Origin of the sequence: Companilactobacillus tucceti DSM 20183 (genome assembly GCF_001434665.1) — a bacterium.
GTDB classification, from domain to species: domain Bacteria; phylum Bacillota; class Bacilli; order Lactobacillales; family Lactobacillaceae; genus Companilactobacillus; species Companilactobacillus tucceti.
This window is the reverse complement of the sequence record NZ_AZDG01000002.1, coordinates 54,190-79,399: the sequence shown is the minus strand read 5'-3', so window position 1 is coordinate 79,399 and position 25,210 is coordinate 54,190. Positions and strand designations below refer to the sequence as shown.

The 25,210-nt window shown below is 33.7% G+C and carries 23 protein-coding genes; 10 read left to right on the top strand and 13 right to left on the bottom strand.

The window, feature by feature from the left end; genetic code table 11:
• Positions 1-59: 59 nt before the first annotated feature.
• From FC72_RS01565 to FC72_RS01550, 4 genes are all read left to right on the top strand, one after another.
• Positions 60-818 (top strand): DeoR/GlpR family DNA-binding transcription regulator, encoded by a 759-nt coding sequence (locus tag FC72_RS01565; RefSeq protein WP_235805125.1) that lies wholly within the window; start codon positions 60-62, stop codon positions 816-818.
• Positions 819-1,742 carry a 1-phosphofructokinase gene (gene pfkB, locus FC72_RS01560; protein ID WP_057764096.1) on the top strand — a complete coding sequence of 308 codons (924 nt, stop codon included), beginning with the start codon at positions 819-821 and terminating at the stop codon, positions 1,740-1,742. It begins immediately after the preceding gene.
• A 15-nt stretch (positions 1,743-1,757) separates the two neighbouring features.
• Entirely contained in the window at positions 1,758-3,701 is a 1,944-nt protein-coding gene (locus tag FC72_RS01555; protein WP_057764093.1) for a PTS fructose transporter subunit IIABC, read from the top strand.
• Positions 3,702-3,790: 89 nt separating this feature from the next.
• The gene (locus FC72_RS01550; protein ID WP_057764091.1) at positions 3,791-4,660 is read left to right on the top strand and encodes an SPFH domain-containing protein; all 870 of its coding nucleotides are present in this window, start codon (positions 3,791-3,793) and stop codon (positions 4,658-4,660) included.
• Between the two features lie 174 nt (positions 4,661-4,834).
• Here the strand turns inward: FC72_RS01550 and FC72_RS01545 are convergent, their stop codons facing one another.
• Positions 4,835-5,341: a VanZ family protein gene (locus tag FC72_RS01545; RefSeq protein WP_057764089.1), complete on the bottom strand. Its 507-nt coding sequence runs from the start codon at positions 5,339-5,341 to the stop codon at positions 4,835-4,837.
• Positions 5,342-5,607: 266 nt separating this feature from the next.
• The gene (uvrC, locus tag FC72_RS01540) at positions 5,608-7,425 is read right to left on the bottom strand and encodes an excinuclease ABC subunit UvrC (protein WP_057764086.1); all 1,818 of its coding nucleotides are present in this window, start codon (positions 7,423-7,425) and stop codon (positions 5,608-5,610) included.
• Positions 7,426-7,583: 158 nt separating this feature from the next.
• Between uvrC and FC72_RS10890 the strand changes: the two genes are divergently transcribed.
• Positions 7,584-7,733 carry an SPJ_0845 family protein gene (locus tag FC72_RS10890; RefSeq protein ID WP_164477882.1) on the top strand — a complete coding sequence of 50 codons (150 nt, stop codon included), beginning with the start codon at positions 7,584-7,586 and terminating at the stop codon, positions 7,731-7,733.
• Positions 7,734-7,864: 131 nt separating this feature from the next.
• Here FC72_RS10890 and FC72_RS01535 read toward each other — a convergent pair whose 3' ends face one another.
• From FC72_RS01535 to FC72_RS01515, 5 genes are all read right to left on the bottom strand, one after another.
• Complete coding sequence (locus FC72_RS01535; protein ID WP_057764084.1) at positions 7,865-8,311, bottom strand: hypothetical protein; 447 nt, start codon at positions 8,309-8,311, stop codon at positions 7,865-7,867.
• A 98-nt stretch (positions 8,312-8,409) separates the two neighbouring features.
• Positions 8,410-9,117, bottom strand: coding sequence for an MgtC/SapB family protein (locus FC72_RS01530; RefSeq protein ID WP_057764082.1), 708 nt, complete (start codon positions 9,115-9,117; stop codon positions 8,410-8,412).
• Positions 9,118-9,162: 45 nt separating this feature from the next.
• On the bottom strand, positions 9,163-9,618 hold the full coding sequence (locus FC72_RS01525; RefSeq protein ID WP_057764080.1) for a low molecular weight protein-tyrosine-phosphatase: 456 nt from the start codon (positions 9,616-9,618) through the stop codon (positions 9,163-9,165).
• A 17-nt stretch (positions 9,619-9,635) separates the two neighbouring features.
• On the bottom strand, positions 9,636-9,911 hold the full coding sequence (locus tag FC72_RS01520) for a hypothetical protein (RefSeq protein ID WP_057764078.1): 276 nt from the start codon (positions 9,909-9,911) through the stop codon (positions 9,636-9,638).
• A 616-nt stretch (positions 9,912-10,527) separates the two neighbouring features.
• Positions 10,528-11,397 (bottom strand): LysR family transcriptional regulator, encoded by an 870-nt coding sequence (locus tag FC72_RS01515; RefSeq protein WP_057764076.1) that lies wholly within the window; start codon positions 11,395-11,397, stop codon positions 10,528-10,530.
• Positions 11,398-11,498: 101 nt separating this feature from the next.
• On the opposite strand from FC72_RS01515, the gene FC72_RS01510 reads away from it, so the two are divergent.
• From FC72_RS01510 to FC72_RS01495, 4 genes are all read left to right on the top strand, one after another.
• Entirely contained in the window at positions 11,499-13,121 is a 1,623-nt protein-coding gene (locus FC72_RS01510) for a malolactic enzyme (RefSeq protein ID WP_057764074.1), read from the top strand.
• 39 nt (positions 13,122-13,160) lie between these two features.
• Positions 13,161-14,123, top strand: a complete 963-nt coding sequence (locus tag FC72_RS01505) for an AEC family transporter (RefSeq protein WP_057764072.1) — start codon at positions 13,161-13,163, stop codon at positions 14,121-14,123.
• A 146-nt stretch (positions 14,124-14,269) separates the two neighbouring features.
• Entirely contained in the window at positions 14,270-14,998 is a 729-nt protein-coding gene (locus FC72_RS01500) for an alpha/beta hydrolase (protein ID WP_057764070.1), read from the top strand.
• 162 nt (positions 14,999-15,160) lie between these two features.
• Positions 15,161-15,889: an alpha/beta hydrolase gene (locus FC72_RS01495; protein WP_057764068.1), complete on the top strand. Its 729-nt coding sequence runs from the start codon at positions 15,161-15,163 to the stop codon at positions 15,887-15,889.
• 30 nt (positions 15,890-15,919) lie between these two features.
• On the opposite strand, the gene FC72_RS01490 is transcribed toward FC72_RS01495, so the two are convergent.
• The 3 genes from FC72_RS01490 to FC72_RS01480 form a co-directional block, all read right to left on the bottom strand.
• Positions 15,920-16,417 carry a DoxX family protein gene (locus tag FC72_RS01490; RefSeq protein ID WP_057764066.1) on the bottom strand — a complete coding sequence of 166 codons (498 nt, stop codon included), beginning with the start codon at positions 16,415-16,417 and terminating at the stop codon, positions 15,920-15,922.
• Between the two features lie 163 nt (positions 16,418-16,580).
• On the bottom strand, positions 16,581-17,852 hold the full coding sequence (locus FC72_RS01485) for an NCS2 family permease (RefSeq protein ID WP_235805124.1): 1,272 nt from the start codon (positions 17,850-17,852) through the stop codon (positions 16,581-16,583).
• A 118-nt stretch (positions 17,853-17,970) separates the two neighbouring features.
• A complete protein-coding gene (locus FC72_RS01480) occupies positions 17,971-19,176 on the bottom strand; it encodes a NupC/NupG family nucleoside CNT transporter (RefSeq protein ID WP_057764217.1) in 1,206 nt (401 codons plus the stop codon).
• 703 nt (positions 19,177-19,879) lie between these two features.
• Here FC72_RS01480 and FC72_RS01475 point away from each other — a divergent pair.
• Positions 19,880-21,226, top strand: a complete 1,347-nt coding sequence (locus tag FC72_RS01475; RefSeq protein ID WP_057764062.1) for a uracil-xanthine permease family protein — start codon at positions 19,880-19,882, stop codon at positions 21,224-21,226.
• Positions 21,227-21,270: 44 nt separating this feature from the next.
• Here FC72_RS01475 and FC72_RS01470 read toward each other — a convergent pair whose 3' ends face one another.
• From FC72_RS01470 to FC72_RS01460, 3 genes are all read right to left on the bottom strand, one after another.
• The gene (locus FC72_RS01470; protein ID WP_057764060.1) at positions 21,271-22,095 is read right to left on the bottom strand and encodes a Cof-type HAD-IIB family hydrolase; all 825 of its coding nucleotides are present in this window, start codon (positions 22,093-22,095) and stop codon (positions 21,271-21,273) included.
• Between the two features lie 72 nt (positions 22,096-22,167).
• Entirely contained in the window at positions 22,168-23,466 is a 1,299-nt protein-coding gene (gene aroA / locus FC72_RS01465) for a 3-phosphoshikimate 1-carboxyvinyltransferase (RefSeq protein WP_057764057.1), read from the bottom strand.
• Positions 23,467-23,633: 167 nt separating this feature from the next.
• Positions 23,634-25,145, bottom strand: coding sequence for a YfcC family protein (locus tag FC72_RS01460; RefSeq protein ID WP_057764055.1), 1,512 nt, complete (start codon positions 25,143-25,145; stop codon positions 23,634-23,636).
• Positions 25,146-25,210 lie beyond the last annotated feature (65 nt).

The following is a 25,210-nucleotide window of genomic DNA, read 5'->3' as shown; positions in this document are numbered from 1 at the left end:
AATGAACGTTTTTGGTTGATTTTGATTGAATATGGTTGTAATATACTTTTTGGAGGAGAATGAAAGTGCTTACTGAAGAAAGACAACAGATTATATTACAGCAATTAAAAATACATAATATTGTAAAATTGCACGACTTGATTCCCCTTACTGGAGCATCAGCGTCAACTTTACGAAGAGATTTAAAAGATCTTGAAAGCTGCCATAAGTTATTGAGGATTCATGGCGGTGCTCAAAATGTTATATCTCTACATGAGGAACCTGCTCTTTCCCAAAAGGCAACAGTTAATTTAGATGGGAAAAAGGCTATCGGAAAAGCTGCAGCAAACTTAGTTCAAAATAATGAAGTAATTTTTTTAGATTCCGGAACCACGATTCAATTTATGATTCCATATTTGATCGAACATAAAGATTTGTTAGTAGTGACCAACAGTGTTGATAACGCCTCAATGTTGGCCGATTACAATATAGATACCTTTTTACCAGGTGGTCGTCTCAAATCGGCTACCAAGGCGTTAGTTGGTTCAACTATGATACAGACTCTTGAAACATATCATTTTGACAAAGCATTTATTGGAGCAAATGGTTTTTCTATCGATTCTGGTTTTACAACACCTGATCCTGAAGAGTCAGCCATTAAGAATTTAGCAATCACCCAATCTAATTTAGCATTTGTTCTCTCAGATAGTTCTAAGTACTGTCAAGTAAGCTTTAGTAAATTTGCAGATATCAAAGATGTAACTTTAATTACTAGTGGCTTAACTGATAAAGAACTAGAACTACTAAATAAAAAAACCAGAATTATGGAGGTTAATTAATTGATATATACAATTACAGCTAATCCATCGATTGACTATGTATTGCAATTAACGACTCTTACACTTGGTGAAGTTAACCGCACTGTTAGTGACGTTAAACTTCCTGGTGGCAAGGGTATCAACGTATCAAGAATTTTGAAGGAATTAGAAATTGATTCTACGGCACTTGGATTTGTCGGTGGTGCAACTGGAAAAATGTTTGAAAATTTATTATCTAAACATGACCTTAAGACATCATTCACACAAGTATCTGAAGACACCAGAATCAACGTTAAAGTCAATGCTGTTAAACAAGATGAAGAAACAGAGATCAATGGTACTGGCCCTGACATTTCAGATCAAGAAAAAGACGAATTCATTAAACAACTCAAAAAAGTTGGAAATGGCGATGTTGTTGTCATGTCAGGTAGTTTGCCAAAGAAAATCTCTGAAACATTCTATCTTGATATTGCAGAAATGATTCAAAAACAAGGTGCAGACTTTGTTATTGATACAACTGGACAAGCATTGTTGGATACACTACCACTTAATCCATTGGTCGTTAAACCAAATCATCATGAACTTGCTGAATTGTTCAATACAACATTCAAAGACAATCAAGATATTATTGACAACGCTAGAAAGTTACTAGACAAAGGTGCCAAACACGTTCTAGTATCAATGGCCGGTGATGGTGCTCTACTAGTTACTAAAGACCACGCCTATCATGCTAACGCTCCTAAGGGAACAGTAATAAATTCTGTTGGAGCTGGAGATTCGATGATTGCTGGTTTTGTTGGTACATTTATGAAAACAAATGATGCCATTGAAAGTTTCCATATGGGAGCTGCCTGCGGATCAGCAACGGCATTCAGTCAAGATATCGCTGTTAAAGAAAAAATTAATGAAGTTTATCAAGATATTTCTATTAAAGAATTAAGCTAAGGGGGGAATTTCCTAATGGATCTTAAGCAATTACTATTAAAAGACGCTATGATCATGGATTTGAAGGCTACTACTAAAGAAGAAGCCATCGAAGAAATGGTCGATAAGTATTACCAAGTTGGTGTCATTAACGATAAAGACTTATACAAATCAGATATTTTAAAACGTGAAGCACAAACTAGTACTGGTATTGGTGATGGGATCGCCATGCCACATGCTCGTGATAAAGCTGTTCAACGTGCTACTGTATTATTTGCCAAAAGCGACAAAGGAATTGATTACAAATCGCTTGACGGACAACCAGCATACCTATTCTTCATGATTGCTGCACCAGATGGAGCTGATAATCTTCATTTACAAGCTTTAGCTGCCCTATCATCACTGTTGATCAATCCTGAACTTGTAGCTAACTTGAAAAAAGCTACAACAGCTGATGAAGTTCAGAACCTATTCGATAAGGCTATGAAAGAAAAAGAAGCAAAAGATAAGGCTGACGAAGAAAAGGAAAAAGCTAAGGAAGCCGAAATTGAAGCAAACGCGGCAAAAACATCAAAAGATGAAAAACCTTATGTTGTTGCTGTCACAGCCTGCCCTACTGGTATTGCACATACATATATGGCCGAGGCCGCACTTAAAGAACAAGCTGAAAAAATGGGTGTCGACATTAAAGTTGAAACAAATGGTTCTGAAGGTGTAAAACACAAGCTTACAGCTAATGAAATCGATCGTGCTGCTGGTGTTATTATCGCAGCTGATAAAAAAGTTGATATGCCAAGATTTGATGGTAAGCACCTTGTTAACCGTCCCGTAAGTGATGGTATCAATAAAGCCGAAGAACTTATCAATCTTGCTGTTGATCAAAAAGCACCTGTCTTCCATTCTGAAGGCGGTGCTGCTGAGGAAGAAGAAAGTACTGAAAAGAAATCACTTTGGTCAAAAATCTATGCTGATTTAATGAATGGTATTTCAAATATGCTACCATTTGTTGTCGGTGGTGGTATCTTAATGGCAATTTCCTTCTTATTGGAAAATTCCGTTGGTTCACATTCACAATGGTTCTTATTCTTCAATAATGTTGGTAACTACGCATTTAGTTTCTTGATTCCAGTTCTTGCAGCATACATTGCCGTTTCAATTGGTGATCGTCCTGCCCTACTACCTGGTTTTGTTGGTGGTTATATGGCATCACAAGCATCAGCTTCAGTTATTTCTTCAAAGAGTCCTGCTGGATTTATCGGTGGTCTACTTGCTGGTTTCATCGCTGGATGGACAGTAGTTTACTTGAAGAAGGCTCTTAAGAACTTACCTAAGTCATTAGATGGTTTGAAACCTATCTTGCTTTACCCAGTTCTTAGTTTACTGATTGTTGGAGCCATTATGTACTTCGCAGTCGATCCAGTTTTTGCCGTTGTAAATCATGCTATCACTTCATTCCTAGAAACAATGGGTACAGGTAATGCAGTCGTACTTGGTGCTTTACTTGGTGGTATGATGTCAATCGATATGGGTGGTCCTTTCAACAAAGCCGCTTATACATTTGCTATTGGTACATTCACTGCTACACAAGATGGTGCTTTGATGGCTGCCGTTATGGTTGGTGGTATGATCCCACCTCTAGCAATTGCTATTGCAACAACATTTTGGAAGAACAAGTTTACTGAACAAGAAAGACAAGCTGGTCTATCTAACTATGTTCTAGGTATTTCATTCATCACAGAAGGTGCTATTCCTTTTGCTGCTGGAGATCCATTACACGTTATTGTATCCAGTGTTATCGGTTCAGCAATCGGTGGTGGTTTAACACAATTATGGCATGTTAACGTTCCTGCACCTCACGGTGGTATCTTCGTTACACCATTAGCTAATAAACCATTGATGTACTTATTAGCAGTTATCATTGGTTCAATCATTTCTGGTGTTATCTATGGTATTTGGAAACCTGCTAAGAAAAAAGATTAATAATAATTAAGACCGTTCTCAATCGAGGACGGTCTTTTTGTATTTAGTAAAAATTCTAGATATACTTAACAAATAGGAGGTTAAATTTAATGAAAGAAAAACAAGTATTTCATATTAATGGTTACATTGGTTTAATTTTAGCAATTCTATTTATTTTAGGTGGTGCTTGGTTATTCCTTACAGGCACCAAATCATCTAGTTCCATAAGTATTATTTTAGGCATTCTTTTGATTCTAGTTGCTATTTTTGGTGCTAGTTCTCTAACTATCGTTGGACCTAATCAGGCCAAAGTTTTGACTTTCTTTGGTAAGTATATAGGAACGATTCGTGATGCAGGTTTGTTTATGACGGTTCCTTTAACTGGAAAAACATCAATTTCACTAAGAGTTCGTAATTTCAACAGTGCCATTTTAAAAGTTAATGACCTACGTGGTAATCCAGTCGAAATCGCGGCCGTTATCGTATTTAAAGTAGTTGATACAAGTATGGCCTTATTTGCCGTTGATAATTATGAACAATTTGTTGAAATTCAAAGCGAATCAGCAGTGCGTCATATTGCTTCCGAATATCCTTACGATACTTTTGATAACAGCAAACAACCTTTAACTTTGCGTAGTAATCCAACAGAAGTTTCTGATAGATTGACACAAGAACTTCAAGAACGATTAAATGTTGCGGGAGTTGAAATTGTAGAAACAAGATTAACTCATTTAGCCTATGCAACAGAAATTGCTAGTGCAATGCTACAAAGACAGCAATCTACAGCTATTTTATCTGCTCGTAAAGTTATCGTTGAAGGTGCCGTTTCTATTACTGAAGAAACCATTAAACGTCTCGAGAAAGATACGGGGATGCAGTTATCTGACGATAAGAAGTTACAATTGATCAATAATATGATGGTAACAATTATTTCTGAACGTGGTTCACAACCAATTATTAATACTTCTGATGTTAAATAACTTAAATACTAAGAGTTTTTGGCAAAAATATTATTGTCCTTAAACATGCAGCATAAACGTTCAATGATACACGGTTTTTTTACTTAAAACAAAAGACTCTATCAATCTAAAATCAGATTGATAGGGTCTTTTGTTTTAATGCTCGAAAAATGACCATGTGTTGGCACACTCTTTTTAGATCCATTTATCTAATAATTTATTCGTTGAAGCATACTGATAAATCAAGAATAACGAGGCACCAATAAAAATTCCAACTCCATTTGAAACAACATCACTAATATCACCAGTACGATTGATCAATAATACGTGTGATAAAACAAATTGCAAAGTTTCTATTGAGGCTCCAATCAGTAATCCAATTGGAATTAAATCAAATAAAGCTATTTCGTAAAAATATTCTTTGATCAAAAATCCTAATGGAATTGTTAAAATGATGTTCTCAACAAATCCTAAATCATAGTAGATATGATAAAGATTTACCGAACCAATCCCTGCTGGCATAATATAGACTGATCTACCATCAAATGACATTGGTGTAAATAATATGACACCTATAAAGGTCAAATATCCAAGACTAAATAAAGCCATTCTTCTTTTATCAAACTCTCTAATATTAGTAAGGATATAAACAGCAGTTAAAAAAGATACACTTGAAATCATAAAAAATGGTATCCAACGCATTAGCAACACTCCTTTTTTAAATTTGCTTTTAAGTATTTTTATTTAATTGATACATACACCCTACTATTAAGGAATTTAAGCAAGCTTAAAAAAGTGTGATGATTTTGTGATGGGAATATATATTTCCATTTATGAACGCAATCTTGACAGACTATATGAAACGGTTTCATATACATTTAGTGTCTAGTTATTGGTAACGCACTATTTCTTTTATCAGCAGCCATGGTATTACTAGCAATTATCGTGATTATTGTAGGAACACAGTATTATCCCTTTTTATATTTTTTATGAAAATCTGTACTTGCCAGCGTAATTTTAATAGTCTGCGCTGTAGTCTTAGGAATACCCAAATTAGTAATATCTTCAACGGATGCTTCTTTCATTTTCTTAACTGAACCATATTTCTTCAACAATTTAGTTCTAGTCTTAGGTCCCACACCTTGAATACCATCTAATTTTGAAGATAGAGCATTTTTACTTCTTGTTTTACGATGAAATGTTATAGCAAATCTATGCACTTCATCCTGAATTCTTTGTAACAAATAGAATCCTTGGCTCTTTCGATCCAATGGAACTTCCTCACCATCTTCACCAACAATCAAATGAGAGGTATTATGATGATCATCCTTTACCATCCCTGCAACGGGAATATGAATGCCGAGTTCATTTTCCAATACATCCATAACAGCACGAAGTTCAATAATTCCACCATCCATCAAAATTAAATCAGGTAAATTATCTTTTTCCTTGATCAATCTTGAATATCGGCGATAAATAACTTCTCTTGTATTAGCAGCTTCATCGGCTCCTGATTGGTGTTCGACTTCGCCCTTTATTTTATACTTACGGTAACCACTCTTTTCAGGGCGTCCATCTTGAAACATAACCATAGCCGACACTGGACTGGTTCCTTGAATATGAGAATGATCAAATGACTCAATAACATGACCATACGGCAATCCTAATGCATCAAAAATTTGTTTCTGTGCACCGTATGTCTGTCTATTATCTAATTCCATCAAGCGAAACTTCTCTTGTAGAACTAATTTAGAGTTCTCATGTGCCATGTCCATTAAATCTCTCTTTTGACCACGTTGAGGTGTTCTAAATGGTACATTCAAGACCTGTGATAAAGTATCTTTATCCAAATTATCAGGTACTAATATTTCTCTAGGCATAACTTGATTACGACGATTATAAAATTGAAGAATAAACGTAGAAAGTTCTTCTTCAGGTGTATTAATACATGCGAATACACGCTTTTCACGTTTCATAAGTCTAGCTTGTCTAATGAAGAATATTTGAATCGAGATCCAACCTTTTTCAACATAATAATTAAAAATATCTCTTGGTGTACCATCATTTGAGATGATTTTTTGTTTTTCAACGGTTGCTTCAATATATTGAATTTGATCACGTAACTCGGCTGCACGTTCATATTCCTCTTTTTTAGCAGCCTTCATCATACGACTATTTAAGTTTCTTTTGATTTCACCAACGTTTCCACCCAAAAAGCTTTTGATTTTCTCAATTTGGGTATCATATTCTGACTTGGGCACTTCTTTGAAACAAGCACCCAAACATTGTCCCATATGATAGTACAAACACGGACGCCCTAAATGACCTTGACAACGCCTCAAGGGATAAACTTTTTGTAAAAAGTTTAAAGTATTTTGAGCAGCATATACGTTAGGATATGGTCCAAAATAGTATCCACCATCTTTTTTTACTAATCCCGTTATTTCCATTTTAGGATCACGTTCATTGGTGATCTTGATATATGGATAACCAGTACCACGTTTAAGTTTAATATTATAATAAGGTTGATGTTTTTGAATCAGCGTAATTTCTAATAAGAACGCTTCTTTATCGTTAGAAGTTATAATAGTTTCAAAATCACGAATCTCAGAAACTAATCTAGCAGTCTTTCCTTCATGTGAACTTTTAAAATAGGATCGGACACGATTCTTTAAGTTCTTGGCCTTACCAACGTAAATTATCTTTGAATTAACATCCTTCATCAGATAACAACCCGGTTTAGGTGGAAGAAGGCTTAATTTATGTTCAAGATATTCAGTAGCCAATGGATTATCCCCTTCCTATTAATTTATTAATTAACTTTAATTGCACGCTCTTTATATTTTAAACTATTAAAAAAAGGTTGCAACAATTTGAGTTTTCTATCTGATGGCTTTATAATGTATTTAAAAGATAAAGAAATAACTGAAAGGGGCTGATTCCGATGGGCTTAACAGTGAAACGCGAAAATGATTTTGGCAGTTTATTTGACAAATTTGCCTCACTTCCCGATGATGTAAAAGAAAATGTTAAACGCGTTGAATCCGCGGAAGAAAAATCCTCTAAGGATAAAGATTCCAAAGATCAAAAGTAATGATAACTTCTCATATGTTCTACCCTTCTTTTTAGAAGAGTGATTGCCATTTATATTTACTGTCCGTTACAAATATAAAAACCCTTTTGATAAACAAAAATAACAGAACTCACCAATTCCGGTGGGTTCTGTTATTTTTTTAAGTCTACATAATTTGCATTAACAACTGGCCTAGTAGTTTCTCTACCTTTAGCAGTTTCATAGTCTTCTGATTTTGCTACTTTACCATAGAATCTAACTTTAGTGCCTACGGAAAAGCGATTAGCATTATCAGTTTTGCTATAATCAAAATTGAGTTTAATAATGTTTGACTGATCCTTACCATTCAAAACTACTAGCATATAGCTATTATCACTATTAAAGACAACCTTTTCTACTGTACCGTATTGATATATCTTAGTTCCTACATACAGTTGTGGATTCTCGTATAGATTTTGAAATGAAACATAGTTATAATCCTTACGTTTAATCACACGATCAAAATTTACAGCATTAGTTGTATTGTATTTCATTGAAATAATTGAGCCACCACTAATGAGCGCTATAAGTGAAATCCCCAATACCACTCGCTTAAACATTTAATTCCCCCTGACAAGAAAACTTTATCAGATGATTTTTTTAATTACAACCAAGAAAAAATTATCAAAATTATAAATCACTTCTCAAAGATATGAATCTATCCTGCAGCGATTGTTCTAACTTTGGTAACGTCATCGTGATTAGACAGATCCTCTATAACTGTCACGTATTTCAAAGTTCGAGGTAATTTGACTTCGTAAACATTAGTATACAAGTATTCACCATCGATTTTATTAGCTCTAAAAACTACATTACTTATAGCAATATTCTTACTTTGGAAATAATCATAAATAAATTTCTTTGTTTCCACTTTATTTTTATATTGAATTTCAATACTCTTAATTGCACTAACTCTCACAATACGTTTCAAGAAAGCTATGACTCCAAAAACAACTATGAAACTTGCTATGGCAATAACGTAGTTTCCCATACCAACAGCAAGACCCATACAAGCTACTACCCATAAACTAGCAGCCGTTGTTAATCCTTTAATTGAATGATGTTCAACAATAATTGTTCCGGCACCCAAAAAACCGATACCACTGACAACTTGAGCAATTAATCGAGCTTCATCAGCACGAATAACTCCCTTATATTGTGGATATTGTGCTGCGACCCTTAACGCATTAAAACCTATTTCCTTTTGAATCAAAGCTACAATACATGCACCCAAACAGACCAGTATATGAGTTCTAATACCAGCTGGTCTATTTTTATGCTCTCTATCCCAGCCAATAACACCAGATATACCAGTAGCAATAATTAACCTTAATATTATAGTAACTGCACTTAATTGCACAGTAATGCCTCCTCCATAAAAAAAGAGCTTGAAACTAAAAGTCTCCGACTCTTATTCAATACTATTCAAAAGAAAAGTTGTCCAATATGGAATTGCCTGACTTAATTCAGAATAAGTTCGATCAAATTTATGGTCATACCACGGATCTTGAATCTCTTTATTATCCATAAATTCTAGTGCTAGATGAATCTTATCCTGATAAGTATTTGTCATACTTCTTAAATCAATAATATTTTGATGATCCATTCCAATAATCAAATCAGCTTCGGAAAAATCAGCCTGAGAAATTTTCTGAGAATGATGTTCAACAATTTGAACGCTATGTTTATTTAATTCAGCAACCGCCCCCGGATGCATCGGATTGCCAGATTCATAATCTTCAGTAGCTCTAGATGAAACTGATATTTTATTATTCAAATTATTCTCGGCTATGTACTCACGCATCATCATTTCAGCCATTGGAGAACGACAAATATTACCTAAACAAACGAAAATAATATTCTTCATTTAACTATCTTCCTCAACTAATCTATTAACCCTAGGCGACGTTTAACATCTTCCAATCGTTTTTCTAAAACAGGATCGCGACGATTTAAAATATCCAATGTACTTGCTTCGTTAGATTCATTCTCAGATTCAGTTTTTACTTCTTTGTTTTTTAACTGCGTTTCACATTTTCTAACCCAAGCAGCTACTTGTTGGTACGAAATATCATATTTAGCACCGGTCTTTTTATAACCATAATCGTTATTTATTGCATATTTAGCAATTTCAATCTGTTGTTCTTTATTATATTTCATCGTATAACTGAATACTCCTAGTAACTTAGTAACAAAATTATACCATATTACTATCTATTTCCTGAAACCGACCAATATAGATCGATAAACAAGAAAAAAGGCATAAAAAAATGGTAGCTCAGGGAGGAACTACCATTCAGGGTAATAACAGATTATCAGACTGTTATAAACATGAAATTATCAAGAGAGAGGAAACAGGGATTTCCTCTCCAACGAATAATATAGCATAACGTATCTATATATATAAGTATAGATTCTATATATCGTTCATTAATTTCCTTATTATATCTCTCAATCCCTTGTCAGACAGGCAAAAGGAGGATTCTTTTAAAATTTTGCTATATTTTCTTATTTTCAATATTTTGTTGTAAAAAAAAGAAGCCGAATACTCAGCTTCTTCCAGAAACGGCTATTTGAAGAACTATCCCAATATTTGCCTGTTTCTGTAAAGATAATTTGTTGGATCAAAGTCGACTATTTGATACTAAATTATCTATTACCGAATAGTCGGATTAATCCCATACATACTATTGGCACCTATAATTATATATCACTCTAAGCAGACACGTATACCACAAAAAATTCATAACATTTAATAGAAATATTAATTTTTTATCTAAACATTTTCAAAAATGCTAATTAATTTCTGAAAAATTGAACTTTTCACCGTATTCTTTCGATATATCATCATTATATAAAAAGGTGGTAGATCTAAATTATCGAATTTTAATTCTTGTATTCCAGATGTATCTCTAATAGCAGTTTCGGTTATAAAGCTTATTCCTTTATTTTCCTGAACCAATTTCAGAAGTAATTTATAATCACTAGTCTGAAAGATAATATTTGGAGAAACATTATATTTATCAATAAAATCATTAAAAACTTGTTGATGAACAGACTTCTCATCCAAAATTATAAAATCTTCATCAATCAAGTCTGACAACTTTAAATTATTTTTAAACTTCCTATTACTACTAGCAATTATTTTGAATTGATGTATATCCAACACTTTATATTCTAATTCTGGATCTTCAGGTAATGATGTTGATCCCAAAAGTGATAAGTCTATATCACCATTCTTTAACTTAGTCAGTAGCTCTTTTGAGCCATCAACCACTGGTACGATTCGGTTTAAATAATCAAATTTTTTTAAGTTGTCAAAAACCTTGGGTACTAAATAATTAGTAATTATTGGTGGTAATCCCATTTTGATTTTTTTCTTCTTTATACGATTTAAATCAGCTTTAACTAAGCTATCCTCATGTAATATTTTGTTTACATGTTTTAAGAGCTGTTCTCCTGCATATGTTAGTGAAAGAGAATTAGCATAACTCTTTCTTTCTACTAGTTTAGTATCGTATTCAGTTTCTAACCTTTTTAACGCATAGGTTATAGTTGGTTGACTGACGTTAAAATGGTGCGCTGTTTCCGAAAAGCTTTTCATTTCACTCAATTTTTGGAAATATCCATAGTCATTTAAATTCATCGTCTCACCTATAAATATTTTTTATCAATTATAACATATTTGACTATATTTTTTATAACGGTTTATAGTATGTCACGAAAGTTATTTCAGGAGGCAAAGCAATGACATACACAGGTTTAGATTTACTAAATAATCCTTTTTTAAATAAGGGAACTGCTTTTACAAAAGAAGAAAGAAAAGCTAATAAAATTGAAGGTTTATTACCTCCATTCGTTCAAACACTTGATCAACAAGTTGCTCAAGCATATGAACAATACGGTAAAAAACCAACTCCATTAGCAAAACGCATGTACTTAATGGATCTTTTCAATGAAAACCGTACTCTATTTTATAAATTATTCAGCGAACACGTATATGACTTCATGCCAGTCGTTTACGATCCAACTATCGCTGATACAATTGAAAACTATAGTCACTTTTTCTTAGATCCTCAAAATGCCGCATTCTTATCAATCGATGATCAAGAAGATATGGAAGCTTCATTAAAGAATGCTGCTGGCGACCGCGACATAAAATTAATCGTTGTAACTGATGGTGAGGGAATTCTTGGTATTGGTGATTGGGGTCTTCAAGGTGTAGATATTTCAGTTGGAAAACTTATGGTTTATACAGCTGCCGCAGGTGTCGATCCTAAGTCAGTTCTACCAGTTGTTCTTGATGCTGGTACTAACAATAAAGAATTGTTGAATGATGACCTTTATCTGGGTAATCATCATGAACGTGTTACTGGTGACAACTATTATGCATTTGTAGACAAATTTGTTGCCCTTGCAGAAGACTTGTTCCCTGACATGTATCTTCACTTTGAAGATTTTGGTCGTGATAATGCTGCTAATATTTTAAATAAATACAAAGATCAAATCTTAACATTTAATGATGACATTCAAGGTACAGGTATTATTACTCTTGCTGGTATCTTAGGTGCTTTGAATATTTCTAAGGAAAAATTCACTGACCAAGTTTACATGTCATTTGGTGCTGGTACAGCCGGTGCTGGTATTGCTAAACGTATCTTTGACGCAATGGTTGAAGAAGGACTATCTGAAGAAGAAGCAAGAAAACACTTCTACTTAGTTGATAAACAAGGTTTATTGTTTGATGACACTGAAGGCCTAACACCTGAACAAAAACCATTTACAAGAAGTCGTAGTGAATTCGCTAATGCTGATGAATTAACATCGCTTGAAGCAGCGGTTAAAGCAGTCCACCCTACTATTCTTGTTGGTACTTCAACACAACCTGGTACATTTACAGAATCAATCATCAAGGAAATGGCCGCAAACACTGCTCGTCCTATTATTTTCCCATTATCAAATCCTACAAAACTTGCTGAAGCAAAAGCTGAAGATCTTTTGAAATGGACAGATGGTAAAGCTCTAGTTGCAACTGGTATTCCTGTTGATCCAGTTGAATACAACGGTGTAACTTACAATATTGGACAAGCTAACAATGCGCTTGTATACCCTGGTCTTGGACTTGGTGCAATGGCCGTTAATGCTAAGTTACTTAGTGACGGTATGATCAATAAGGCTGCTCACTCATTAGGTGGAATTGTTGATCCAGAAGAAGCTGGTGCTGCTGTATTACCTCCAGTTTCAAAATTAGATGAATTTAGTATGACAGTTGCTATGGGCGTTGCTCAACAAGCAATTGATGAAAAATTAACAGATGCCAAAGATGCTAAAAAAGCAATCGATGACATCAAATGGGAACCAAAATATTAATTTTTAGGATTACGTTATAAGAGAAGGGGAATTATATTCATGGAAGCATTTATTACTTCATTAGAAAGTGTTGCCGAAATCGTCATCGTTATTGCGCTTGGCTACTGGCTTAGAAGTTCAGGACGTCTTGGTGACGAATTTAAGAGCAATATCTCATTTATTATTATGAAAATTGCTTTGCCAGCATCTATTTTCGTATCAGTATTAAAATATTTAACACGTGACAAATTAGCTAGCCTTTCAGGCGGTTTAGTCTTTGCTTTTGCCAGTTTTGCCTGCAGTTATTTACTAGCTTGGATCTTTACTAAAGTATTCCATATTAAAAAAGGCCGCCGTGGTACATTTATCAACATGTTTGCCAATGCTAATACTATTTTCATTGGTCTACCACTAAACATGGCTTTATTTGGAACAAAGAGTTTACCTTACTTCCTTGTTTACTATGTTATGAATACAATTTCAACTTGGGCAATTGGTGTATTCTTCATCTCAAATGATGATCCAACAGTTGAAAAAGGTACTAAAAAAGAATTCAATTGGAAGAAACTTCTACCTGCTCCACTTGTTGGTTTCTTAGTATCACTAGTATTCTTGCTATTAGCAATCCCAGTTCCTGAATGGATCAATAAAACCCTAGACATGGTTGGTGGTATCGTTACACCAATGTCTCTTATCTACATTGGTATCATCTTAGCTGATGCCGGCCTTAAATCAATTGGTTTTGACCGCGATACAATACTTGCATTACTTGGTAGATTCGTCTTTGCACCTGCAATCGTGATTGGTTTTGTAATGCTTGGTGTTTCATTAGGTCACCCAATGCCTAATCTAGAAAGCAATACATTAATTATTCAAGCAGCTGCACCTGGTTTAGCTGTTCTACCTATCTTGGTTGGACAATCACATGGTGATGTCGAATATGCAACTAACGTTGTAACTACATCAACTGTTCTATTCGTTATCGTTGTTCCTATCCTAATGCAAATCGTTAACTTTATTTAATAGTTGTAAAGAATCATACAGAAATGTATGGTTCTTTTTAACTTCCATAAATATATCTTATGTAACTATAAATTTAGCTTGGCTTGACATCAATTGTCGTAAGATACAAACTTCATATTGGATACTCAATTTCTGGAGGTATAAATATGACATTATTAAATACCAGTTTTCGTACAAATTTTTTACATACATATTTTAAAACAACAATCGTAATTCCTGATTCAGGTAAGGAAAATTATAAGGCCGTTTGGCTTTTACACGGTTACACAGCTGATGATACTACTTGGATGAGAAACGTTAATATCGAGCAACTAGCAGCTAAATATGATTTGGCTGTCATCATGCCCGAAGGAAGAAACGCCTTTTATACTGATTCTAATTTCATACCTTACTATAGCTTCTTTGTTAAGGAACTAATGCCAAAAATACAAGGCATGTTGCCTATATCAGACAAAGCTGAGGATAATTATATTGCCGGTGTAAGTATGGGTGGATATGGTGCACTTAAAATCGGTTTTCTAAATCCTGACAAAATTAGCAAAATTGCTGCAATGTCTCCTGTTGCAGATATTGAACATTTTCGTAATAACGAAAAAAGTCCTATGCCAATAAATACGTTTGATACTATTTTTGATTCAGATAAAAAAGTAGAAGAAAATCAAATAACTAATATATTTAATCAATTCCACCCTGATCAAAAAGTCCTACATCTATGTGGTGATGCTGACTTCATGCGTGATGATAATTTAGCATTGAAGGAATTCTTGGAAAATGAATTAAAGGGCAATTATAAATGGATGCCAGTTAAAGGAGATCACTCCTGGACTACTTGGTCAGCAAATATAGATCAAGTCCTAGCTTGGTTGAGTAAGTAAAATCTTTTGTTGCACGTTTAGTCTATAAAAATTTAGAAACTAAAATAGGGGTTGTGACTTATGTCACGGCCCCTATTGTTATCCATTAAATTCTTGTAATTGGACTTTAAAAATTGAATTCATTATTATAAATACAGCTAATAAATAATCGAGGTACTTTAAATGACACTGATAAATCTCAGTTATAAAACAGATTACTTACATACATACTTTAAAACAACTGCTGTAGTTCCTGATACTGGTAAGAAAAATTATAAAGCTGTTTGGCTATTACATGGCTACACTGGTGATGATAGTGCCTGGATAAGACACACTAATATCGAGGCCCTATCTAAAGAACACAATTGGGTCATTATCATGCCTGAAGCTAGAAACGCATTCTACAGTGATTCAGACTTTATACCTTACTATACCTTTTTTATTAATGAATATATCCCTAAAATTCAATCGCTCTTACCTATCTCAACAGATAAAAAAGATAACTATATTGTTGGCTCAAGTATGGGCGGTTATGGTGCCCTTAAAATTGCCTTCAAGAATCCTGACAAATTTAGTAAAGTAGCAGGACTATCACCAGTTGTAGATATAGAGAAGTTCCGTAATAACCCCAAAGCACCAATGGAAAAGAATACTTTCGATACTATTTTTGATAGTTCTCAAAAAGTTTTTGATAACCAATTAGTCAATATTTTTAATCGCCAACATCCCAAATTAAAAGTTCTTACGATTTGTGGGGATGACGACTATATGCATGAAGATAATGTTATGTTTAAAAACTTTTTAACGGTTCACTTAAAAGATGATTTTAAATACATGGCAGTCGATGGAGATCATTCTTGGACAACCTGGGTTGGAAACATCGAAAATGTTATGAATTGGTTAGAAAAATAAAAAGCCGGCCTTTTTAGGTCGACTTTTTATTTATTCCGTTTTAGTTTTCTGTTTAAAAATATGTGTTCTGATCCATGGAATTACCCAGTAATCCAAGCCAATTTTACCAGCATTGAAACCAGCAAAAATGATAAACATTTCTAAGAAAATATATTCTGGATTAACTGATACTGTTCCAGCCAACATGTATGAGAAGTTCATCATCATACCAAAGAAAGTAGCGGCAGTAGTTAAGCAACCAAAAATTAAACCTAAACCAACTAGGAACTCACCCCAAGCAACCATAAAACTAATTGCACCTGAATTAGGCAAGATCATATGTTGTATCATTCCATTGAACCATGGATATAATACGTTCCCTTCTGGTCCTTTAACAGGATTCTTAACAACACCCATCAGCATCCCTGAAGCTGAAAAACCACCAGTTATTTTACCCCAACCAGCAATTGCCCACTCAAATCCCAAGTAGACTCTGATAACTGCTAAAATAACGGAAGCAACTTTACTATTACGTAAAAATTTTACCATTTGTTTCATCTCCCTATTTGATAACAAACAGTATTCTACTCCTTTGAATAATAATTCACAATCAATTTATACTAATGTTGGAATATTTTTTATTCCTTTTTAACATAAAAAACTAAGAAAATATATAAAAAAGCCGTTCAGACAGATATCTGATCGGCTTTTATTATATTATAGCTGACAATATTAGATTAATTAAAAATAAACCTGAAACAATTAATATGACAGGATTAATATCTTCTCTTTTTTTAGCAAAGAATTTCACTAACGGATATGAAATAAAACCAAATTGTAGACCAGTCGAAATACTCCCAGTCAATGGTATTAAAGTAACTATTAAAAATGCTGGAATCCAATCATCTAATTCTCGCATATCAATACTTGAAAGTTCCTTCATCATAATTGCACCAGTGATTATTATTACTGGAGAAATGGCAGCCTGTGGTATTAAAGCTATTAGCGGAGCTGCAATAATCGAAATCCCAAATAATATTCCTGTAACTAACGCAGTAATACCTGTGCGTCCACCACTTTGAATACCAGAAGCACTCTCTGCAGCCGCTACCGTTGGACTTGTAGATAATCCTGAAGATAAAATAGCAGTGATAGAACTTGCCTGAAACGATTTCTTAAACCTTTTTGTATCTTCCAATAATCCTTGTAATAGCCCCATAGATTCAAAAATCAATATCATCGACATTGAAAAAATTGCAATAATAAATTTTGCACTAAAAAAACTTGAAAAATCAAATTGTAATAATGAATGTGCAAAGACTCCAATGTCTTTAATTGAAACTGTTGATGAAGCTGAACCACTAACTCCAAATACTTTGGCAATTATAGTAGTAATAATTATTCCTATCAAAAAGTCTCCAGGAATCTTTTTCATCATTAGAAATAGACATATTAAAATGCCTAAAAAGGCTACTAGAGTTGATGTATTTGTTATAGAGCCAAAGGCTAGCAAAGAATGACTGCCACCAGATTTTATGATCTCGGCTTTTTCCATTCCTAATTCAACTAAAAATAAGCCTATCCCAACAGTAATTCCTCGCTTCAAATTATCAGGAATATCATTAGATAATATTTCACTTAAGGGAGTAAAAGCAACTATTGCGTATACAATTCCACTAAATAAGGAGACTGTTAACGCTTGTTGCCAAGTCAATCCCATACTACCTACTAATGTATAAGTAAAAAAGGCATTTACTCCCATCCCTGGTGTTAAAGTAATTGGGCTATCACCCCAAAACGCCATGATCAAACATCCTATAAAAGATGAAAATGCTGTAGCAAAGAATGTTATTTCAATAGACATGCCTGCATCTTTTAGAATCATTGGATTTACGATCAAAATATAAGAAATGGCGAAAAAACTAGTTATTCCCGCAATTACTTCTTTTTTTAAATTAATTCCATTTTTTATGCTTTGTAACAAAAACAATTTCCCCCAATTTAAATATATCTATAAAATTTCACACATATTTTAGTATAGCAAAAAAGCGCAAATCTTTTTTCGATTTACGCTTTTACGTCTGGAAGATGTCAAATTTAAATTACCAAACAAATAAACCAACAAATGCGGCTGATAATAGTGAAACTAAAATACCTGATAATAGCATGTAACCAACATTTTTAGAGATTGTATCATTCTTTTCTTTGTCAACGATTCCCTTGAAACACCCAATAATCATTCCAAGCGTTGAAAAGTTAGCAAATGATGTAATAAAGACAGTTAGTACTGCCTTAAAGTGAGGATCGAATTTACCAACGATACCTGTAACTTTACCCATAACTACAAATTCGTTAGTTACCAGCTTTGTACCCATATATTGAGCCATTTGGAATGAATCATGACCATTAAGACCTAATAACCAGGCAAATGGATACATAATAATTCCTAAAATATGTTCTAAAGTTAACCAAGGATTAACTAATTGTAGAACCTTATCGATCAATGCTGCTAAAGCAACGAAAGCAATTACGTTAGCTGCGATAATCAAGATCAATTTTCCGGCTCCCAGAATAGAGTCACCTAAGAATGAGAAGAATGGTTCTTTTTTGCCACTTTCTCCTTCTCCACTAAGTTTGGCGATCGTATCTTCTTCTGGTGTAACTGTAACTGGATTTAGTAAGCTAGTTACAATAATTGCATTAATAATATTAATTGGAATAGCCGTCAAAACAAATTGACCAGGCATCATTTGAATGTAAGCTCCAATGATAGAAGCTGTTACACAACTCATCGACATCATCGCCAAAGTTACATTTCGTTGAGCCTTCATTTGCTTTAATTGCAAAGTTGATACGGCTAAAGCTTCTGTATTACCTAAGAACATCATTTCTACAGCGAAGAATGATTCAAACTTAGGCTGTCCAGTAATGAACGATAATCCCTTACCGATCCATTTAATGATAAAAGGTAAAACACCAATGTATGTCAAAATGTCAAATAACGGAACGATCAACAAAATTGGCAATAAAGCACTTGTTACAAAGTCCATTTGCTTCACATGGACCCAACTTGGAAGAGCAAATTCTATTCCGACATATGCTACTTGAACTAACCAGTTAAAACCTTCAGCAGCTCCAGAAACGATTGCTCGTCCAACCCCAAAACTTGTCAAAAACCACGCTAATACTAAATTAAGTACAACCATGATTGCAATTGACTTCCATTGAATTGCTCTCCTATCTTTAGAGAACAGGAAGCCAATGGCAAGAAAAATAACTAGACCTATAATATTAATTACTAGGTACATACCCATTTTTAAATAACTCCTTTTTCCTTAATAGACAATTCCAGCACTTTTATATAATATCATTATTCTTTACATAAAGTACCAAAATAATATCATATTATTTTAAATATACTTATTTTAATCTATCTTCCAGATGAATAAGTAATAAAATCTCAAATCTATTTGAAATTTCTTATAATATATCTATTAAACTTATCAAAGTAAAGTATTTTTTTTGCCATAAAATAGTCAGAACGTTGTAAATTCAACCTATACTGCAAAAAAGGATTATTATTTTTTATTGATATAACAAACATAACATTAATTTTTATCTAATCATCATTTAATGTTAATTTTGAAATATATGTTTACCGTATATTTGAACCATTAATTTTATTAAAAAACATCCATTATCAGTAAAACACGAACATTTCACTCTTTATTATATTTTTTATACATGTTAGTCTATTAACTATTATCTTTTAAGGAAGTGTCAGATTATCACCTATCAAATAAATCTCGAGAAAGTACCTAGTATCTTTTCGTTGTTTGACAAGGCGGATTTTACACCCAATATTCTCACGTGTATTTTTCATAAGCCCACGTACGAATCGGATTATAAATCGGTCAAGCAAACTACGACTAGGTCTTTCTCGGACCAAGCAATCGTTAATTTGCCTTGTCCGATTTTTTTAGTTCACGATAAGTTAAAAGGGAGAAAACAATGGAAAATAACAGTAATCTTTTAGTAGGTCCAGATGATAAAGTCAGTTTGATTGAATCGGGATTCCTAGGTTTTCAGCACGTATTAGCTATGGATATATATGTTCCACCAATTATTTTAGCGGGAATGATGTCCATGGGATTATCAGATCAAATGGGATTATTACAATCCACTTTCTTAGCGGCCGGTATCGGTACAATTCTACAAACATATTTCTTTATGAAAATGCCCGTCTCCCAAGGTCCTTCTTTTGTCCCACTAGGAGCTGCAGCTGGAGTAGTTTTAGCGTCTGGTGGTATAAAAGGTGAAGGTATGGGAAATCTGATTGGAGCGTTACTGGTCGGATCAATTATTTTAATATTAATGGGAATTACTGGAATATTTCAAAAGGTTATCAGTAAACTAGTTCCTGCTCTAGTGGGTGGAACTATAATCACTTGTGTTGGACTATCATTAATCCCTTCTGCTCTAAACGACAATATCTTTAAAGCAACCGGAAATATAAACAACAATATTATTTTGGCTTCTATTACAGCTTTAACCTTATTGATTGCCGTAAGTATCAGTATGCGTTTTCCGCACGTAAGGCGATTTTTTAGAACTGGATCAATAATTTTAGCCCTGGCCGTTGGTACTTTTGTCTCCACTGTTATGGGGATTTTTGATTGGAAAACAGTCAATGAAGCAGCTTGGTTTAGTCTTCCACAAAGAACTGTTTTTCATTATGGAATTCATTTTTCCGCATCTGCAATCATTACTTTCATAATCATCTATGCTGTTATAACCACTGAAACAACCGGTACTTGGTTTGCAATGGGCGCTGTTACAAACCACAAAATAAGTAAGAAGCAATGGAATATGGGGATCATTGGTGAAGGATTCAGTTGCTTAGTAGCATCACTTCTAGGTACAACCCCTGTTACTGGATATTCTACTAATGCTGGAATTATTTCTATTACAGGCGTTGCTAGTAAACGCGTATTCTTATTTGCTGGAATCTGGTTCACTATTTTAGGATTTTTCAGTAAGTTATCCGCCTTTTTGGCCGCAATTCCTGCTCCAGTGATTGGTGGTGTTTTTGCAATCATTTGTGTAACCATCATGCTAAACGGTCTAAATGTTATCAGAAGTCTCCATACCACAGATAGAGATATTTATATAATCGGATTACCAATCATTTTGACATTAGCTTTAGTATTATTACCACAATCAGTCATTAAACAGGCTCCTCAATTACTGCAATACTTATTAGGTTCACCAATTGCTATTGCTGCTGTCTCAGCGATACTTTTAAATTTACTAATGCCAAATGTCAAGGAATCAATTGCAAAAGTTAAGAGTATATAAAAAAGCCAGCAATCCATTTGGATTACTGGCTCTTTTGATCTCATTTATTCATCAAAGTCTCCATTTAAAACACGTTCGATCATAAATGAAACACCATTATCATTATTATTTTTAGTAATTGTCCACGATTCATCTTTAACTAAATCAATTGCATTATCCATAGCAACTCCATAGCCAACGTTTTTGATCATCTCTAAATCATTCCCGTAGTCACCAAAACACATAAATTCAGTAATAGGAATACTCTCGTATTCAGAAATTCTCTGTAAAGCCGAAAGTTTGGAAACATCTAATGCATTTACCTCAAAGTAGTCACTACCTGATCGGCTTATTGAGACATCCAAAGACGCAAGCGATTCTAATTTCTTTTTTAACTCTGGCAACCTCTTGGGTGATGTACTAAAGCAAACTTTATATATTTGAAAATTTTCATTTTCGTTGACAGATCTAAGTTTATTAAAATCTTCAGCCCTAAAATGATGACGATCAAATCCCTCATAATAAGCTGAGAAATTATGATTAGGATCATATATATATGAACTATTTAAACCATCTAAAACCACTTTAAAATTGCTGAACTCTACCCTTTTAAAAATTTCCTCAACAGTTTTTTTATCAATAGGTGCATCAACAATTTTTTTACCCTTAGGATCTACAACAACTGCTCCATTCAAGACGACCCTATATCCTGGTATTTTTAAATCTTTAGAAAAGAAACTATTAACTGAATGTAAAGTTCTTCCAGAACAAATTGCATATTTTATCCCTGAGTTCACTGCCCTAAGAATAGAATCAATGTTTTCTTTGGATATCTTACTATAACTATTTAACAAAGTACCATCCATATCAGTTCCAATAAATTTAATCATTAAGTAACCCCTTACATAATCTCACTACCGTTATCATACGATAATGAATAAAAAAAAAGAAGTTCCAAATGTCTAAAAGTTAACTAATTTCTTCAAGTCGGAAATAAAATTAGGATATGAAACATCTATGGCTTCAATGTTTTTTATTTGGAAAGGCGTTTTAGTTAAATTTGAAGCTATAACGAGCATCATCGCAATTCGATGATCTTTATGACTATCAACATCATCTTTAACTTTAACTTGTTGATTTCCCTCAATCACAATGGAATCATCATTTATTTGCATAACGATTCCTAACTTAGCCAATTCAGTTCTCATAATTCTAACTCGTTCACTATTTTGAAGATAAACATCTTGAACTTCTTCTATAACTGTTTTTCCAGTTGCTTGTGAAGCTATCAATGCTATCAAAGGAATTTCATCTATAATAGATGGAACTTTTTCAGCGGTAATTGTTGTACCATGCAGTGATTGATTCCAAACTGTTAAATCACCGTATGGTTCAATATTATCTACCCGATTACTAATTTCAATCTGTCCACCCATTTGTTTAATAACATCTAGTAAACCAATTCTAGTAGGATTCAAACCAACTCTACGAAGGGTTATTTTACTATCTTTAGATAACATAGCCCCTACTAAATAAAAAGAAGCTGATGAAAAATCACCTGGAATATTAAGACTTTGACCCTTTAGATGTGTCATTTTGGGATCAATAGTAATAATCTTGTCATTCATATCTATACCAGCTCCAAAATAATTAGCTAAAACTTCAGTATGATTTCTAGTTGGTATTTTTCTGATAATCTTTGTTTTTGACTTGGCATAAAGTCCAGCTAAAATTAAACTACTTTTAATTTGCGCACTAGAAATTTCTTGTTGATACGTTATACCATTTAAATCTTCACTACCAGTAATTTTTAATGGCAGAGCTTCTTCAGATACAGGAACATACTTAGCTCCCATTTCACTTAAAAGTCTCAAAGTGTTCTTTTGGGGTCTTTTCTTTAGGAAATCTCCTCCATCAATAATATATTCTTCTGGAACAGATGCCAAAACTCCTAATAGAAGACTCTCTAATTCTCCAACGTTATGAATTTCAAGTGGTGTATCTAATTTTTTGAATTGATGATTAGTACCTTTTATAATCATGCTTTTAGTACTAGGTTCTGAATGAATTTTAGCGCCTAATTCTTTAAAAACTCGCGCAGTTGTAGCTAAATCTTCAGAAAAAGAAAAGTTACTAAGTTGAGTTACTCCTTTTGCTAATGAGCCGAACATAATAGCTCTATGAGCAATACTCTTATCTCCAGGAACAGTTATTTCACCGTTTAGTGAATATTTTTTAGATTGTGTATTAAAGTTAAACATTTTACCAAACTTTCAAGGAAACTAAGTCCTTTCCTTTCTAAATAGAATTTGATTTATCAAAATACTTATTAACTCTAAATTAACCAATTTTCCTAGATAAAACAAATTTTTAGCACTTTTCTGAAACAAAAACACCGCGACTTATCCATTTAGGCGCGGTGTTATCATTATTGAAAATTAAAAATTGTACAAAATGCCAAAAACGCACAGGTGAAAATTATAAATATTAAAAGTAATTTCCAAATATATTTAAACCAAGTAACAATACTTACATGACCTAACGCTAACGATCCCATAACAATGGCCGATGTTGGAGTGACTAAATTAACTAGTCCTGAAGCAATCTGATATGCAGTTACAACGGTTGATCCTGGAACACCTGAAAACCTACCGATTGGTCCGATAATTCCCATTGTAGAAACAGCTAAACCAGAACTAGAAGGAATCAAAAATGACATCGGAATATAGAATATATACGTCAAAATAATAAATACTGACGATGATAAACCATGCAGACCAACTTCACCTGCATGTAAAATTGTCGCAGAAATATAACCATTATTCATAATAACTTGAATACCACGAGCAATTGCAACTATCATAGCAACTTCAACGAAATCTCTAACTCCGCCCATAAAGGCGTCAATAAAGTCCGCTTCTTTCATTTGATAAATTGCTTTGATTACAAGTGAGGCAAAGAAGATCAAAGTAGTGATCTCAACAAAACCCCAAGTTCCAAATGGAACCATATCTCGACCCACAAAAGAACCAATAAATGGCATACTATTCAGCCATTTTAGAAAATCTTCAAAAAATGTCCATTTAGGATTTAATGTTGACCACGGAACAAGCCCAACAATCATGACAACAAAAGTCATAATAAAGGCGAATAAAACCCATTTTTGTCTCTTTGTCAATTCAGTAACTTCGACATCATTTGAGGCAACAAATTCCTTAAGATCTTTTTCATAACGTTCATAAACCAAAGATTGATCAGGTTTGCCCTTAACTTTAGCAGCATAGCGCATTACATATATAATTCCGATTATTAAAGCTAACACTAAGAACACAACTCTTGGTAAGATACCTTGGCCTAAAGATATATGAATAGTATCTGACGCCACCCCTGTAGCAAAGGGATTAACAGTAGATCCCATACATCCAATTTGTGACCCGATCAAAGTAATTGAAATTGCAGTTATCGTATCATAACCAACACTCATCATAATAGGTATAACGATTGGTACAAAGGCGATTGTTTCTTCACCCATACCAAAGACAGTTCCACCTAGTGCAAACAGTGTCATTAAAAAGGGAATTAAATATTTTTCTCTACCCTTATACTTTTTTGCGGCTGAACCAATACCGTCCGCAAAAGTATTGGTTCTATTAACAACTCCTAATACACCACCAATAACTAAAATATAAAGTGATACCGGAATTGCTCCATCTGTTGTTTTTGTACCGATCATTCCATTTATAGGAGCTTCAAAAATATCCCAAAGTCCCTGAGGACTGCTACTTCGGCTTCGGTAAGTCCCGGCAATTACATTGCCCGCCTTAGTAGTAGCATATTCTCCAGCTGGAATGATCCAGGTTAAAATTGCTACAAGAATTATTAGGATAAACAATATGGTAAATGCCGAAGGCATATGCCATTTACTTTTTGTTTCCTGCATAAACTATCTCCCCTTATCTTGTAGAATGATACTAAGGATACGTTTATTTCTTATAAATTACAATA

What these genes read in the sequence shown, in the direction of transcription:
- FC72_RS01480 (WP_057764217.1), bottom strand. Translation starts at nt 19,176, where the DNA reads ATGTACCTAGTAATTAATATTATAGGTCTAGTTATTTTTCTTGCCATT.
- FC72_RS01510 (WP_057764074.1), top strand. Translation starts at nt 11,499, where the DNA reads ATGACATACACAGGTTTAGATTTACTAAATAATCCTTTTTTAAATAAG.
- FC72_RS01460 (WP_057764055.1), bottom strand. Translation starts at nt 25,145, where the DNA reads ATGCAGGAAACAAAAAGTAAATGGCATATGCCTTCGGCATTTACCATA.
- FC72_RS01545 (WP_057764089.1), bottom strand. Translation starts at nt 5,341, where the DNA reads ATGCGTTGGATACCATTTTTTATGATTTCAAGTGTATCTTTTTTAACT.
- FC72_RS01470 (WP_057764060.1), bottom strand. Translation starts at nt 22,095, where the DNA reads ATGATTAAATTTATTGGAACTGATATGGATGGTACTTTGTTAAATAGT.
- FC72_RS01495 (WP_057764068.1), top strand. Translation starts at nt 15,161, where the DNA reads ATGACACTGATAAATCTCAGTTATAAAACAGATTACTTACATACATAC.
- FC72_RS01505 (WP_057764072.1), top strand. Translation starts at nt 13,161, where the DNA reads ATGGAAGCATTTATTACTTCATTAGAAAGTGTTGCCGAAATCGTCATC.
- FC72_RS01490 (WP_057764066.1), bottom strand. Translation starts at nt 16,417, where the DNA reads ATGGTAAAATTTTTACGTAATAGTAAAGTTGCTTCCGTTATTTTAGCA.
- FC72_RS01550 (WP_057764091.1), top strand. Translation starts at nt 3,791, where the DNA reads ATGAAAGAAAAACAAGTATTTCATATTAATGGTTACATTGGTTTAATT.
- FC72_RS01500 (WP_057764070.1), top strand. Translation starts at nt 14,270, where the DNA reads ATGACATTATTAAATACCAGTTTTCGTACAAATTTTTTACATACATAT.
- FC72_RS01555 (WP_057764093.1), top strand. Translation starts at nt 1,758, where the DNA reads ATGGATCTTAAGCAATTACTATTAAAAGACGCTATGATCATGGATTTG.
- FC72_RS10890 (WP_164477882.1), top strand. Translation starts at nt 7,584, where the DNA reads ATGGGCTTAACAGTGAAACGCGAAAATGATTTTGGCAGTTTATTTGAC.
- aroA (WP_057764057.1), bottom strand. Translation starts at nt 23,466, where the DNA reads ATGTTTAACTTTAATACACAATCTAAAAAATATTCACTAAACGGTGAA.
- FC72_RS01520 (WP_057764078.1), bottom strand. Translation starts at nt 9,911, where the DNA reads ATGAAATATAATAAAGAACAACAGATTGAAATTGCTAAATATGCAATA.
- FC72_RS01525 (WP_057764080.1), bottom strand. Translation starts at nt 9,618, where the DNA reads ATGAAGAATATTATTTTCGTTTGTTTAGGTAATATTTGTCGTTCTCCA.
- FC72_RS01515 (WP_057764076.1), bottom strand. Translation starts at nt 11,397, where the DNA reads ATGAATTTAAATGACTATGGATATTTCCAAAAATTGAGTGAAATGAAA.
- FC72_RS01475 (WP_057764062.1), top strand. Translation starts at nt 19,880, where the DNA reads ATGGAAAATAACAGTAATCTTTTAGTAGGTCCAGATGATAAAGTCAGT.
- FC72_RS01535 (WP_057764084.1), bottom strand. Translation starts at nt 8,311, where the DNA reads ATGTTTAAGCGAGTGGTATTGGGGATTTCACTTATAGCGCTCATTAGT.
- FC72_RS01565 (WP_235805125.1), top strand. Translation starts at nt 60, where the DNA reads ATGAAAGTGCTTACTGAAGAAAGACAACAGATTATATTACAGCAATTA.